15 protein-coding genes are annotated in these 13592 nt (G+C 67.3%); 8 read left to right on the forward strand and 7 right to left on the reverse strand.

Annotated elements, in window-relative coordinates; all coding sequences use genetic code 11:
• Positions 1–12 precede the first annotated feature (12 nt).
• The 5 genes from E7T09_RS03455 to E7T09_RS03475 all read left to right on the forward strand — a co-directional run bounded on the left by E7T09_RS03455 (position 13) and on the right by E7T09_RS03475 (position 4027).
• Positions 13–840: an ABC transporter permease gene (locus E7T09_RS03455; protein ID WP_136387716.1), complete on the forward strand. Its 828-nt coding sequence runs from the start codon at positions 13–15 to the stop codon at positions 838–840.
• Positions 837–1646: an ABC transporter permease gene (locus E7T09_RS03460; protein WP_168734675.1), complete on the forward strand. Its 810-nt coding sequence runs from the start codon at positions 837–839 to the stop codon at positions 1644–1646. The genes E7T09_RS03455 and E7T09_RS03460 overlap by 4 nt, the downstream gene beginning before the upstream one ends.
• On the forward strand, positions 1643–2737 hold the full coding sequence (locus E7T09_RS03465) for a spermidine/putrescine ABC transporter substrate-binding protein (protein ID WP_136387718.1): 1095 nt from the start codon (positions 1643–1645) through the stop codon (positions 2735–2737). Before E7T09_RS03460 ends, E7T09_RS03465 begins: the two co-directional genes overlap by 4 nt.
• Positions 2738–2836: 99 nt before the next feature.
• Entirely contained in the window at positions 2837–3133 is a 297-nt protein-coding gene (locus tag E7T09_RS03470; protein WP_136387719.1) for a stage V sporulation protein S, read from the forward strand.
• Between the two features lie 210 nt (positions 3134–3343).
• Positions 3344–4027 (forward strand): zinc metallopeptidase, encoded by a 684-nt coding sequence (locus tag E7T09_RS03475; protein ID WP_136387720.1) that lies wholly within the window; start codon positions 3344–3346, stop codon positions 4025–4027.
• A gap of 55 nt (positions 4028–4082) precedes the next feature.
• On the opposite strand, the gene E7T09_RS03480 is transcribed toward E7T09_RS03475, so the two are convergent.
• Both E7T09_RS03480 and E7T09_RS03485 read right to left on the reverse strand, forming a co-directional pair.
• On the reverse strand, positions 4083–4439 hold the full coding sequence (locus E7T09_RS03480) for a metal-sulfur cluster assembly factor (protein ID WP_168734676.1): 357 nt from the start codon (positions 4437–4439) through the stop codon (positions 4083–4085).
• On the reverse strand, positions 4439–4753 hold the full coding sequence (locus E7T09_RS03485; protein WP_168734677.1) for a rhodanese-like domain-containing protein: 315 nt from the start codon (positions 4751–4753) through the stop codon (positions 4439–4441). The genes E7T09_RS03480 and E7T09_RS03485 overlap by 1 nt, the downstream gene beginning before the upstream one ends.
• Positions 4754–4813: 60 nt before the next feature.
• Here E7T09_RS03485 and E7T09_RS03490 point away from each other — a divergent pair, with 60 nt between their 5' ends.
• Positions 4814–5095: a rhodanese-like domain-containing protein gene (locus E7T09_RS03490; protein WP_136387722.1), complete on the forward strand. Its 282-nt coding sequence runs from the start codon at positions 4814–4816 to the stop codon at positions 5093–5095.
• A 26-nt stretch (positions 5096–5121) separates the two neighbouring features.
• Positions 5122–6582: an aspartate aminotransferase family protein gene (locus E7T09_RS03495; protein ID WP_136387723.1), complete on the forward strand. Its 1461-nt coding sequence runs from the start codon at positions 5122–5124 to the stop codon at positions 6580–6582.
• Between the two features lie 60 nt (positions 6583–6642).
• On the opposite strand, the gene E7T09_RS03500 is transcribed toward E7T09_RS03495, so the two are convergent.
• Positions 6643–7158 (reverse strand): hypothetical protein, encoded by a 516-nt coding sequence (locus tag E7T09_RS03500; RefSeq protein WP_136387724.1) that lies wholly within the window; start codon positions 7156–7158, stop codon positions 6643–6645.
• Between the two features lie 90 nt (positions 7159–7248).
• Here E7T09_RS03500 and E7T09_RS03505 point away from each other — a divergent pair, with 90 nt between their 5' ends.
• Positions 7249–8040, forward strand: coding sequence for an alpha/beta hydrolase (locus E7T09_RS03505; protein ID WP_136387725.1), 792 nt, complete (start codon positions 7249–7251; stop codon positions 8038–8040).
• Positions 8041–8175: 135 nt separating this feature from the next.
• Here the strand turns inward: E7T09_RS03505 and E7T09_RS03510 are convergent, their stop codons facing one another.
• From E7T09_RS03510 to E7T09_RS03525, 4 genes are all read right to left on the reverse strand, one after another.
• Positions 8176–8937: a formate dehydrogenase accessory sulfurtransferase FdhD gene (locus E7T09_RS03510; protein ID WP_136387726.1), complete on the reverse strand. Its 762-nt coding sequence runs from the start codon at positions 8935–8937 to the stop codon at positions 8176–8178.
• 53 nt (positions 8938–8990) lie between these two features.
• Complete coding sequence (locus tag E7T09_RS03515; protein WP_136387727.1) at positions 8991–9494, reverse strand: DUF1641 domain-containing protein; 504 nt, start codon at positions 9492–9494, stop codon at positions 8991–8993.
• 14 nt (positions 9495–9508) lie between these two features.
• Complete coding sequence (gene fdhF / locus E7T09_RS03520) at positions 9509–12571, reverse strand: formate dehydrogenase subunit alpha (protein ID WP_136387728.1); 3063 nt, start codon at positions 12569–12571, stop codon at positions 9509–9511.
• A 106-nt stretch (positions 12572–12677) separates the two neighbouring features.
• A complete protein-coding gene (locus E7T09_RS03525; protein WP_168734678.1) occupies positions 12678–13577 on the reverse strand; it encodes a cation diffusion facilitator family transporter in 900 nt (299 codons plus the stop codon).
• Positions 13578–13592 lie beyond the last annotated feature (15 nt).

Here is a 13592-nt window from a genome sequence, read left to right on the forward strand (position 1 = left end):
CGGGACCATTCCATGCTGACCGTCCGGCGTTTTCTGAACACGCTGGGGCCGGGCACGCTGTGGTTGATCGCGTTTCTGGTGCTGCCCTCCCTGGTGATGCTCGCGTATTCGTTCCTCACACGGGTGGATCTGGCACGTGTCGGGCCGCCCTGGACGCTGGAAAGCTGGCAGCGGGTGGTCGGCTACGACGCCCTCTTCCAGGAGTGGGTGGGCGACAACCTGCGGGTACTGTGGCGCTCGGTGTGGGTGGCGGGCCTGAGCACGCTGCTGTGCGTGCTGATGGGCTATCCGCTGGCGTTCTACATCGCCCGGCAGGATGCGCGGCGCAAGAACCTGCTGCTGCTGCTGCTGATCATCCCGTTCTGGACGAACTTCCTGATCCGCGTGTATGCCTGGATCCTGATCCTCAGGCCCTTCGACCTGGTGCCCAGTCTCGCGGCCACGTTCCTGGGCATGGTGTACGCCTTTGTGCCGTTCTTCGTGCTCCCCGTGTACGCCAGCGTCGAGAAGATCGACTGGCGCCTGCTCGAGGCGGCCGAGGATCTGGGAGCGCCGCCCGTGCGAGCCTTCCTGGCGGGCGTGTTCCCGCAGACGCTGCCGGGGCTGGTCGCCGGGATCATCCTGACCTTCATTCCAGCGCTGGGCACCTTCGTGGTGAGCGATATCCTGGGTGGCGCGAAGACAGCCCTGGTCGGGAACCTGATCCAGAACCAGTTCGGGCAGGCCGGTGACTGGCCCTACGGCAGCGCCCTGAGTTTCCTGCTGATGGGCGTGGTGCTGCTCGGCTTGTGGGCCTACGCCCGGACGGCCGGTCAGAAGGGTCTGGAGGAGCTGTTGTGAGGCGTACCCATCCGGCCCTGAGCGCGTGGGCGTGGCTGGTCTACGCGTTCCTGTACCTGCCGATCGTGGTCGTGATCGTGTTCTCGTTCAACGATTCGCGCTTCGGCGCGACCTGGGCGGGCTTTACCACCCGGTGGTACGGCGTGCTGTTCGCCCGGGCGGACGTGCGCGAGGCCGTGGCACATACGCTGGAGATCGCCCTGCTCAGCACCGTAGTGAGTACCATCCTGGGCACCCTGGTCGGCCTGGGCCTGTGGCGCTACACCCTCCGGTTCCGCACGGGCCTGACCTTCTTGCTGGTCATGCCCATCGTGATGCCGGACGTCGTGATGGGCGTAAGCCTGCTGATGTTCTACGCGTTCGTGCGCGGCCTGCTGGAACGCGCCGGTTGGACCTTCGACAACGGGTTCTGGACCGTGCTGCTCGCGCACGTGACCTTCCAGATCAGTTACGTGGCCCTGACTGTCCGGTCGCGCCTCGCCGGGTATGGCCGTGACTTGGAGGAAGCGGCGCGGGATCTGGGCGCCACGGGTCTCCGATCCTTCCTCCACGTAGTCCTGCCGCTGGCGACGCCGGGTGTGCTCGCGGGGGCGCTGCTGGCCTTCACCCTGTCTCTGGATGATTTCGTGGTCACTTACTTCACGAGCGGCTCCGGGTTCCGGACGCTGCCCGTGCTGATCTACACGAACGTGAAACGCGGCGTCACGCCGGACATCAATGCCCTCAGCGCCCTGCTGGTCCTGGTGACGGTCGTGGCCATCATCGCGGCGAACGCCCTGCTGCGGCCCCGCCGGAGCGCGACGTGAAGCGCTCGCTGGTGCTGGGCCTAATCCTGCTGTGCGGCTGTTACCGGGTGGCGAAAGTGCCGACCACGCCGACGGTGAGCGCGCCGACACCTGTTTCCCGTGGCGACGGCAGGACCCTGCGCGTCTTCATCTGGTCCGAGTACATCGACCCGGATATCGTGACGGCCTTCGAGAAGGCGAACGGCGTCAAGGTCATTCTGGACACCTACGAGAGCAACGAGGCCATGCTCGCCAAGTTGCAGGGCGGCGGCTCCGAATACGACATCGCCGTGCCCAGCAACTACGTGATCCAGACCATGGCGCGCGCCGGCCTGCTGCAACCGCTGAACAAAACGTGGCTGCCGAACCTGAAGAACATCGGGGCGGGGTTCCTGAACGCCGCCTACGATCCGGGCAACACGTATTCGGTGCCGTACCAGTACGCCGCCACCGGTCTGGCGTTCAACCGGGCGAGGTACGCCCCTCCCACCGCCACGTGGGATCTGATCTTCGGCCCGCAGGACACCCTGAAGTTCATCCTGCTCGACGATCCGCGCGAGGTGGTGGGCGCGGCCCTGAAGTATCTGGGCTTCAGTGCGAACACGACCGATGTCGCCCAGCTCCGGGCGGCCCGTGACCTGCTGCGCCGCACGGTCGCCAAGCGCGGTTTCGAGGGCTTCGACGGCGGCCCCGGCACGCGCAACAAGCTGCTGGCCAAGCAGATCGACCTGGGGCAGATTTACGTGGGTGACCTGCTGATCGCCACCGAGGAAGACAAGAACGTGCAGGTGGAGCTGCCGCAGGAGGGCACCACCATCTCCATGGATACGCTGGTGGTGCTCCGGCGCAGTCCGAATCCGGAGCTGGCCCACCGCTTCATCAATTACATCCTCAGCGCGGAGGTGGGCGCGGCGATCAGCAACTACACGTACTACGCCACGCCGAATGCCGCGGCCCAACCGCTGCTGGACGACTTCCTGAAGGAGGTTCCTGCCCTGAATCCCCCGGCGGCGTGGCTCACCAATGGAAAACTGGATTTCATCGGGGAACTGCCGGCAGGGCGGCCACAGCGGCTGTACGACCGGATCTGGACTGAACTCAAGAGCCGGTGAGGGGGGTGGGGGGCCCCCAGATTGTGTGTGCTGGCGGGCATTGGCACCGCCGCCGGGGGCATTGTGGGGTCGTCTGGGCCTCCTTACACTGGGTTCAACGTGACGGCCCACTCCACCACCCTCGAAATCCTGCGCGTCTCCGGCACCTCACGCCCGAACGCCATCGCCGGCGCGGTAGCCGCGCTGCTGCGCTCACACGGACAGGTGGACATCCAGGCGATCGGCCCGACGGCCGTGAACCAGACCGTGAAAGCCCTGGCCATAGCGCGCGGGTACCTGCATGGAGACGCGCTGGATCTGTATACCCAGCCGGAGTTCGTGAAGCTCGATGTTCAGCAGGAAGAGCGGACGGCCGTCCGGTTTCACGTGAAGGCCATGCCGCTACTCGACTCCTGAACGGAAGCAACCCCGTGAATGTTGGTCAGACGGCACCCCGGTCGTCGGTGGTACGGGCCTCCCGGCCGTGTGCTCCTTGCCGCATTGGACGTGAATCAGTCTCAAGCTCCTGCGGCGCACTCCTCATTAAACCTGAGTAGGGAACGCTAAGATAAGGGTCGAGGCTGCCAGGCGGCATCCCCATCACCCGCTCCAGGAGGAGTCCTTCGTATGTTCCTTGGTCCCTACACGCCCCTGATCCTGATCGTCTTCGTGGCATCCATGGCCATCCAGGCGTACCTGAGCAGCACCTACAAGAAGTGGGGACAGGTTCGCAATCCCCGCTCCATGACTGGTGCCGACGTGGCCCGGATGATGCTGGACGAGAACGGCCTGCACAACGTGGCAGTCAACGCCGTTCCTGGGAACCTGTCCGATCACTACGACCCCATCCAGAAGACCGTGAACCTCAGCGAGAGCGTGTACGGCGTGCCCAGCGTGGGTGCCATGGCCGTCGCCGCCCACGAGGTCGGGCACGCGATTCAGGACAAGGTGCACATGCCCGCCCTGGTGCTGCGCGGCCAGATGGCCGTTCCGCTGAACCTGGGCATGAACCTCGCGCCGCTGCTCCTGCTGGCGGGGATCTTCCTGCACATCACCGGCCTGCTGTGGGTGGGCGCGATCCTCTTCGGCTTCGCCCTGCTGTTCCACCTCGTCACCCTGCCCGTCGAGTTCGACGCCAGCCGACGGGCCCTGAACTACCTTCAGCAGCGCGGCCTGAGCGGCGGCGGTGAGGGGGGCAACGGAGCGCGCGCCGTGCTGACCGCCGCCGCCCTGACCTACGTGGCCGGATTCGCTATGGCCCTGGCACAGTTCCTGAACATTCTCGGAATTGCCCGCAGCAGCGACGACTGAGTCCACAACCGAACGGGCGGCCCCACTGGGAGGCCGCCCTGTTTCGTTACACCGATCAGACGTTGAAGCCGAACATCCGCATCTGCCGTTTGCCGTCCTCAGTCATCTTGTCCGGGCCCCAGGGCGGCGTCCACACGAATTCCACGTTCACGTCCGTCACGCCATCCAGGCGGCCCACGGCCATCTCCGCGTCAGCCCGGATCAGATCCTGGACGGGGCAGCCCACGCTGGTCAGGGTCATGGTGATGTCTACGGCTCCATTCGCGTCGATGTCCACGCCGTAGATCAGTCCCAGATCCACCACGTTCACGGGAATCTCGGGATCCTTCACGACCTTCAGCGATTCCAAGATCTGGTCGTTGCTGGGCAGACCGGTGGCCGCCGGTGTGGTGGTGGGCGTCGAGTCGTCCATCAGTTCTGCCCCTTCACGCTTGGCAGGCCTGCCTCGACCCAGGCGTTCGTCCCGCCGGTCAGGTTGGCCACGGTGGTGTATCCGTGCTGTGCGAGGAATTCCCCGGCGCGGGCGCTTCGGGCGCCGCTGCGGCAGATCATGACCAGCGGCTTGTCCGTCGGCAGTTCCGCGTACCGCGCCTCGAATTCGCTGAGGGGCACAAGCAGGGCGCCCTCGGCATGAACCTCGTCGTACTCGTTCTGTTCGCGGACATCCACGAGCACGGCGCCGGCCTGCACGCGGCGCTGACCTTCCTGCGGGGTGACTTCTTCCATGCCGAGCAGGATACCTGACTGAACCACTCGGAATGTGCGGGTCCGACCTATGCTCGGACCATGCCTCTGCCAGCGACCGGCACCCTGATCGACCTGCGCCCCGACGATCTCCGCGACGCCCAGCCTCTGACCGGACTGAGCCCCCTGCCCGTGGTGCCGGTCACGCTGGACGCCATCGAGGAGGGTACGCACCGGCTCCGCGACCTGACGCCGCCCCTGACCGTGATCTGCGAGCGCGGCGTGCGATCCGCACTGGCCGCCCGGTACCTGCGGGCCGACGGGCTGGACGCCAGCGCCTACCCCGGCGGAGTACCCGCCCTGCTGCGGGAGATGGAGGGGTGACGCGTGCCCCGGCTAGACTGGCGGGCATGTCCGCCCTCCCCGATGGATTCATTCGCACGCAGGACGTGCTCGCCGAACAGCTCAGCCCCGCCCGCGTGCGGGAACTGGAACTCACCTACGGCAACGAGGAACTCCTGTACGGCCTGGGCCTCATCGGCGTGGACGGTCCGTTCTACCGCGTGACCCCCTGGGAGCTCGAAGACGGCGCCGGGGTGCGCCGCATCAATGCCAGCGGGTACGCCGCGCTGCCGTTTGGGGACATGCCCCCGGCCATCACGTCGTTCATGCAGGAGTTCCTCACGCACAACCGCGCCATGGGCCTGCCGCAGCAGTCCACCAGTCCGTGGCGCGCGGCCCTGGAGGCGAATCTGGTGAAGCTCCTGGCGCGCGATCTGTCCAGTCACGCGACCAGTCAGGTCTTCTTCTGCTCCAGCGGCACCGAGGCCATCGAGGGAGCCCTGAAGTTCGCCAAGGCCTGGCGGCCCAGCGCGAAGTACGCCATCTCGTTCGCCAGCGGCTACCACGGCAAGACCCTGGGCAGCCTGAGCCTCACCCCGAACCCGGAATATCAGGACGTCTTCCGGCCGCTGGTGCCGGGCGCGGTCACCTGCCCCTACGGCGATCTGGAAGCCCTGAAGCGCGTGATCCGGCGGCTCGGCCCGGACAGCATCTACGCGGTGGTCGTCGAACCCATCCAGGGAGAGGGCGGCGTGAACATCCCCCCGGCAGGGTTCCTGTCCGGCCTGGGCGAAGTGTGCCGCCGTCACGGCATCACCGTGATCGCGGACGAGATCCAGACGGGGCTGGGCCGCACCGGCCATTGGTTCGAATCGGCCGCCCAGGGCCTCGACCCGGACATCGTGACGCTCGCCAAGCCGCTCGGCGCAGGCATGACCGCCGTCGGCGCAACCATCGTCCGCGCGCCCATCTACAAGAAGATGCTGGGCGGCCTGAGCAGCAAACGGCACAGCAATACCTTCGGCGGCGGGGCGCTGGCCATGGCGGTCGGCCTGAAATCGCTGGAATACCTGCTGGAGAACGACCTGCCCGCCCGCAGCCTTGAACTGGGGCAGCTCGGACTGGAGCGCCTGAGCGCGCTTCAACGCCGTTTCCCCCAGCTGCTGGAGGCCGTCCGCGGCCAGGGCATGTTGATGGCGATGCAATTCCGCCCGATGGTCGGGGTGCCCCTGCCCGCCATGCTGCGCGAGATCGTGTTCGAGGCCACCGCCATCCTGGCCCTGCGCGAACTGCACCTTGCCGGCGTCATGGCCAACCTCAGCCTGAGCAGCAAGCGTACCGTGCGCCTCACGCCGGCGCTGGACATGCCCATGGACGTGTTCACCACGTTGTTCGACCGGGTGGAGGCCTTCACGCAGACGCACCCGAATTCCCGTAACCTGCTGCTGAAGACGCCGCCACAGATCACGGCGAAGCTGGCCGCCTTCGCCGCCACGAAACCCAAGAAACGTACGCCCAGCGACGGCTGAACCCTCTGACACGACACGGGTTTACAGCCTGGAACGGGCCGTCGAGCGCCGATCGCTCTGTCAGGCCAGGCCGCAGGCCCGCTGTACCAGCAGATGCAGTTCATCGCGGCCCAGGCGGCGGGCATCGAGGGGCAGGTCGTCCGGCAGGTCGCTCAGCCCGCGCACGATCGGCACGAACCGGAACTCGGGACGCATGACCAGATCCCGCCTCGCGGTGAGGGCCAGCACGAAATCCAGCCGCAACTCAAAGTGCGCGTTCACCTCGGCCCGCAGCGGTTCCGCGTCGCCCGCCAGCAGGGCCACCAGCGCCGGGTGCGGCGTGAACGCGTCCTCCAGCTCATTGAGGATGTGCGTCAGATCCAGGAACACGGCCGCGTTCGGCAGGGCCGCGCCCGCGATCCGGCGGCGACAGACGTCCGCGCTGTCCCCCCGCACGAGGCTGACTGTCCGCCCCGCCCGGGCTGCGCTGCCCAGCAGGGTCCACAACCGGCCCAGGCTGGAATACCGGGCCAGTTCCACGTACCCGGCCGGTTTCGAGGCCAGGGGACGGGTGGGACGCTCGGCAGACGCGGTCACACGGGCATGGTAGCGCCCAGGATGGGCAGGAACACCTGTCGGTGTCATCGGGCACCCACCGCCGGTCGATCCTCCGCCATGCTGGGGGCCATGACCCGCCTGCGCGCCGCCCCGTCCCGAGTGTCACCCCGCGTCCGTGCCTGGATCGCGGCCGTCCTGGCCCTGATCTCCGGCTATGTGATCGCCACGGCCCGTCAGGTGATCGTGAGGCCGCCGCTGATGCTCAGTCAGGACAGCGTGCCGCCTGGCGTCTCCGCGCCGGCCCAGGTCTCGCTCGAGAACGTGGGCGGCCCGGTCATCACCATCACGCCCGTCGGGCAGAAGGTGACCACGCTGCTCGTGTTCTATCCGGGCGGCCTGGTCCGTCCCCAGGCCTACGAATGGCTGGGCCGGGCCCTCACCGCACAGGGCGTCCAGACCGTCATTCCCGTGTTCCCGCTCGATCTGGCCGTCACGGGGGTCAACCGTGCCAGCGGCCTCATCGCCACCTACGGCCAGGGCAAGCGCGTCGTGATCGCCGGGCACTCGCTGGGCGGCGCGATGGCCGCGCAGTACGCCTCCGGCCATGCCGATCAACTGGCCGGCATGATCCTGATGGCCGCCTACCCCGCCGGGAATGTGTCGCTGCGGGAAACCACCCTCCCCGTGCTGTCCCTGCTGGCCGAGGAAGATGGGGTCGCCGATCCCCAGGCCGTGCGGGATGGCCTCAAGCGCCTGCCAGAGAATGCTGAACTGACGGTCATCCCCGGAGCGGTACACGCCTTCTTTGGGCGGTATGGCCCACAGAAGGGCGATGGCCGACCCACGGTGACCCGTGCGCACGCTGAGGACGACATCCTGCGTGCCGTGGGTGCGTTCCTGGAGCGGCTACCGAAGCCATGACGGCTCTGGTCGGGCGAGCTGGGTCATCCAACCGATAGCGCCGGTGACCTGCCCTCATCACGGCCGCATCACTCACGGCCGATACTCGAGGACTTCAAAGTCGATGGCCTTTGTTCCAACACAGATCGGATCAGCTCATGAAGAAATCCGGTCAACCTGCGAATAGACCGTCATCCGGCCCTCCCTGGTGAAGCCGCACAGACTCACGCCGAAGGCCGTCGCCGTGTCCACAGCGAGGCTGGTGGCCGCGCCGACGGCCACGACCACGCCAATTCCGGCCGTCACGGCCTTCTGGACAATCTCAAAGCCCGCCCGGCTGCTGACGACCAGGACGTAATTCACCAGGGGCAACCGGTGCGCGGCCCAGCCCACCACCTTGTCGACGGCGTTATGGCGGCCCACGTCCTCCCTGGCACACAGCAACTCGCCCGCCGCTGTAAAGAGGGCCGCACCGTGCAGGCCTCCGGTAGCCGTGAAGCCGGGCTGCGCAGCCAGCAATGTTCTGGGCAGCCCGAGCAGCCACGCCGCCCTGACTGGCTCTGCCGTCCACAGTGGGGGAGGCGCGCGGCCGAGGAGCTGTTCCACATTGCCGCTGCCGCACACGCCGCACGCACTCGACGACACCGTCAGGCGGGCGCCCGCGGCCAGGCGTGCATGCTCCGGCGTGTGCAGGTGCCAGACGTTGGAATTCTCGGGATCGGCCTCCAGGGTGAACCGGGTGGGTAGCAGCCCCTCGGAGATCAGCCACCCCAGCAGCAGTTCCTGATCATGGCCGGGCGTCCTCATCAGTACCCCCAGTGGAAGCAGACCGTCCGGCGTGTGGAGGCGCAGTTCCAGGGGTTCCTCGACGGCCACCGCATCGTGCCGATCCAGCCAGCTTTCAGCGCGGTACAGCATGACGGGCAGGTGAACGATTCCTGCGCCGTCCTCCCGCCCGTCCGTCAGGCCATTCAGCGGTCGACCTCGGCCTGATTCGGCAGCTGTCCCACCTCGCCGTTCGCCTCCCGCAGCGCGCGGCCCGCACCCTTGAGAACGGCGAACACGGCGCCGAGCGCCACCTGCACGTCCCGGTCTTTCAGGAGGCCGAGCAACTCGCCCAGGCCCACGCCCTTGCCCGCCGCCACATGCCGCGCTCCCTGATTCAGGCCGGTGACCACGGCATTCCCCAGCAGGCTGACCTCGCCCGGGTTGAGTGCCGACAGCGTTTTGCCGACTTCCGTGGCGTTGCGCAGCACGGTGGTGCCGCTCTCGCCGCCCGTGATGTGCAGCAGCGAGGCGACCAGTCCCTCGCCACCGCGCACGGTCTTGCCCAGCACGTCCAGCACGCCGTGCTCGTGCAACTGCCGCAGCACGTACAGCCCCTCGAGGAGCGCGTCGGTGGAGTCCTCGACCTCCGAGTGCAGTTGTTCCTGCGGGGTGGGAACGCGGGGGGTGAATTCAAGTGGTTTCGCCATGGGCTCTCCTGGGGTCAGTCGTCCGCGCCGAGGGCATCGGCACGGGCATTCAGACTGTCGCCGTGCAGGGGCAGCGCCCCGCCGGGATACACGTAATCCGGCCGAGCCCACTTGCGCTCGACCTCGACGCCTGACTGCGGGGTCGGGTGGCCCCAGCGGGGATTCGTGGCGGGCAGCGGGTTGGGGCCGACGTCGTGCAGCAGCTCCATGCGGACGCGGGTGTCCTTGTACGCGGGCGTGTTCGTGATCGAGTCCCCGCCACTGCCGGTGAGGCGGTTCACGGCGTCCTCGGCCTTGCGGGCGTTCATCGGCATGAAAACCTCGTGGCCGCTGACCCGGCCGGTGACCAGGGCCTGCAAACGCACCGCGCCGTACTCGCTGACCAGCCGCACCCACTGGCCGCTCTGGATCTGACGTTCGGCGGCGAGTTCCGGACTGACCTCGACGAACGAGTCCGGTGCCTTCTGCGCGATGCCCTCCACGCGGAAAGTCATGTTCCCCTCGTGGAAGTGCTCCAGCATCCGGCCCGAGTTCAGGTGCAGGTCGAACTCCTCGTTCGGGGCGTGGTGGCGGGCGTGGTACGTGCCGGCGTACAGCTGGGCCTTGCCGTCGGGGAAGTGGAAGCGCTCGGTGTACAGCAGCGGCTGATCCGTGCCGTCCTCCGCGACCGGCCAGCACAGGGTGTTGTAGCCCTCCAGCCGTTCATAGGTGACCCCGGCGAAGAACGGCGTGAGGCGCGCGATCTCAGCCATGATCTCGGACGGGTGCGTGTAGCCCCAGCGGTGGCCCATGCGGTCGGCCACGCCCATGTAGATCTGCCAGTCGGGCTTGGTGCCTTTCAGGGGCGGCATGACCTCGTACAGGCGCTGGATGCGGCGCTCGGTGTTCGTGAAGGTGCCCTCCTTCTCCAGCGACGCCGCCGCCGGGAAGATCACGTCCGCGAAGCGCGCGGTATTCGTAAAGTACAGATCCTGGATGACCAGGAATTCCAGCGCCTCGAAGCCCTCCTGAAGGTGGTTGGCGTTCGCGTCGGTCAGGCTCATCTCCTCGCCCGTGATCCACATGGCCCTGAGCTTGCCCTCCAGCGCGGCGTCGATCATCTGGGTGTTGTCCAGCCCCCTTTCGGGGCGGAGCGTGACGCCCCATTCGCGCTCGTGCCGTTGCACGACCAGGTCATCGTCGATCTTCTGGTAGCCGCTGACCGCGTCCGGCTGCGCGCCCATGTCGCTGCAGCCCTGCACGTTGTTATGCCCGCGCAGGGGGTAGCCGCCCGTGCCCAGCTTCCCGTAGTTCCCGGTGATCAGCAGCAGGTTGCTGATCGCGGCGCTGGTGTCCGTGCCACCGCACTGCTGGGTGACCCCCATGGCCCACAGGATGCACACGCGCTCCTCGGCGGCGATCTGGCGGGCCAGGGCCTCCAGCGTTGCGGCACTGAGACCGGTCTCCTGCTCGGCGTACTCCAGCGTGAACGACTGGATGGACTCCCGGAACGCGTCCAGTCCGTTCACGCGCTCCGCGAGGAACGCTTTGTCCTCCAGGCCGTGGTCGAGAATGAATTTGCTCACGGCCGCCAGCCATACGAAGTCCGTGCCGGGCTTGGGCCGCAGGAACTGATCGGCCCGCTTGGCCAGCTCATGCTCGCGGAGGTCGAACACGATGACCTTCAGGGAGCCCAGTTTCTGTGCCCGCTTGATCCGCGTGGCGAGCACCGGGTGGCTCTCGGCAGTGTTGCTGCCCATCGTGATCACCAGCGAGGCGTTCTCGATGTCCCTGATGGTGCCGCTGTCGCCGCCGATGCCCACCGTCAGCGAGAGGCCCTTGCTGGCCGGCGATTGGCAGTACCGTGAGCAGTTGTCCACGTTGTTCGTCCCGATGACCTGCCGGGCGAACTTCTGCACCAGGAACGCTTCCTCGTTGCTGGCCTTGCTGCTCGCCACGAAGGCCAGGGCGTCCGGCCCGTGCTGCGCCTTGATCTCCGCGAAGCGCCACGCGACCAGATCGAGCGCCTCGTCCCAGCTCGCCTCGCGGAAGCGGTCGCCCTCGCGGATCAGGGGCGTGGTCAGGCGGTCGCCGCTGTTCACGTAATCCCAGCCGAACTTGCCCTTCACGCACGTGCTGATACCGTTCGCATGGCCCTGCCCCGGCTCGACCTTCAGGATCTGCCGCTCGTCTGTCCAGACGTCGAAGGAGCAGCCCACGCCGCAGTACGTGCAGACGGTCTTGGTTTTCTTGATGTAACGGTCACGCGCCGCCGACTCGATCTCCGAGACGTTCATGATGGGCTTCAGGCCGGCGCTGGCCTCGACGCCCTTGACCACGTCGATCGCGGCGTTCCACACCGGCAGCGGAATCCCGGTGAACAGCCCCGCCTGGCCCAGCATGGACTTCTCCTGAAGGGCATTGCACGGGCACACGGTGATGCAGTGGCCGCAGCTCACGCAGCTCGACTCGTCGATGGGTTTGCCTCCGTCCCACAGCACGCGCGGCTGTGCGGCTTCCCAGTCGATGCTCAGGGTCTCGTTGACCTGTACGTTCTGGCAGGCCTCCACGCAGCGCCCGCACAGGATGCACTGATCCGGATCGTAGCGGTAAAACGGGTTCGATTCGTCCTTCTCGAACCCCTTCGGCTGGAAGGGCCGCGTCTGGTGGTGGATGCCGAGCAGGCCCAGCGTGTTGTGCACCGTGCAGTTGCCGTTGTTGTTGTCGCAGACCGTGCAGTACAGGTCGTGGTTGCTCACGATCCGGTCGTACGCGTCGCGCTGGGCGGCCCTGGCCGCGATGGTCTGCGTCCGCACGACCAGGCCCGCCGTGATGGGCGTGCCGCAGGCGCGGACGATCTTCCCGTCGATCTCCACCGAGCAGGTGTCGCACGTCTGGATCGGCCCGAGCTGCGGGTGGTAGCACACCTGTGCCAGCTCGATCTGCGCGCGGTTGAGCACGTCAACCAGCGGCTCGCCACTCCATGCGTCCAGTCCAGCGCCATCCACCGTGATCCTCACCTGTTCGCCGCGCGGTGGGCGGGTCGGCCCGACCGTCGAACGGATGTGCGCGTCGTTCGGCACGTCTATTTCGCCCATTGCCTGTCCTCCGTTGCCCGTGATCTGCGGCGAGTATAGGCAGGCACATCACGGCGAAAAGGAACGATCCGTTCCAGTCGCTTTAGGAATGGTTCATGCCACGGTGTTACAGCACCAGCACGCCATGGTGCTTGGCCTTCTCCTGAGGTTCCACGTGAATGGTGATGCTGACGTCCGGCATCTCGGCACGCAGGGCGTCCTCCAGGCGGTCGCAGATCGCGTGGGCCGCCTCCACGGACATGGCGCCGGGCACCACCAGGTGGAATTCGATGAAGGTCATGCGGCCCGCGTGGCGGGTGCGCAGGTCGTGCACCTCCAGCGCCCCCTCGCCGTGCTCGGCCAGCAGCGCGCGAATCCGGCCCTCGGTCTTGCCGTCCACGGCGGCGTCCATCAGGCCGCCCACGCTCTCACGCACCAGGCCCCAGCCGCTCCACAGGATGTTCAGGGCCACCAGCAACGCCAGCAGCGGATCCAGGTAGGAAATCCCGGTCAGCTTGGCCGCCACCACACCGATCAGCACGCCCACGCTGGTGACCACGTCGCTCATGACGTGCCGGCCGTCGGCCAGCAGCGCCGGAGAGCGTGAAGCCCGGCCGGTGCGGAGCAGCAGGGCCGCCCACACGGCGTTGATGGCGCTCGCCCCGAGGTTCACCAGGATGCCCGCATACGGCGCGTCCACGACCTTGGGCGCGAGGAGCACCGGAATTGCCTCGCGCGCGATACTCAGAGCGGCCAGGACGATTAGCACGCCCTCGGCCACGGCGCTGAAATACTCGGCCTTGGTGTGCCCGTATGGGTGGTTCGCGTCGGCCGGGCGGGCTGCGACGTTCAGGGCGATGAAGGCCGCGATCGCCGCCGCCACGTTGATGATGCTCTCCAGGGCGTCGGAGTACAGGGCCACGCTGCCGGTCATGGTGTAGGCGAGAAATTTCAGGCCCAGCACGATCAGCGCCACGAAAATGCTGCCCAGGGCGATGGTGAGGATGTTGGTGGGACGCGGACTCACCCAGCGAGGCTAACA

Source organism: Deinococcus sp. KSM4-11 (genome assembly GCF_004801415.1).
Lineage (GTDB): Bacteria > Deinococcota > Deinococci > Deinococcales > Deinococcaceae > Deinococcus.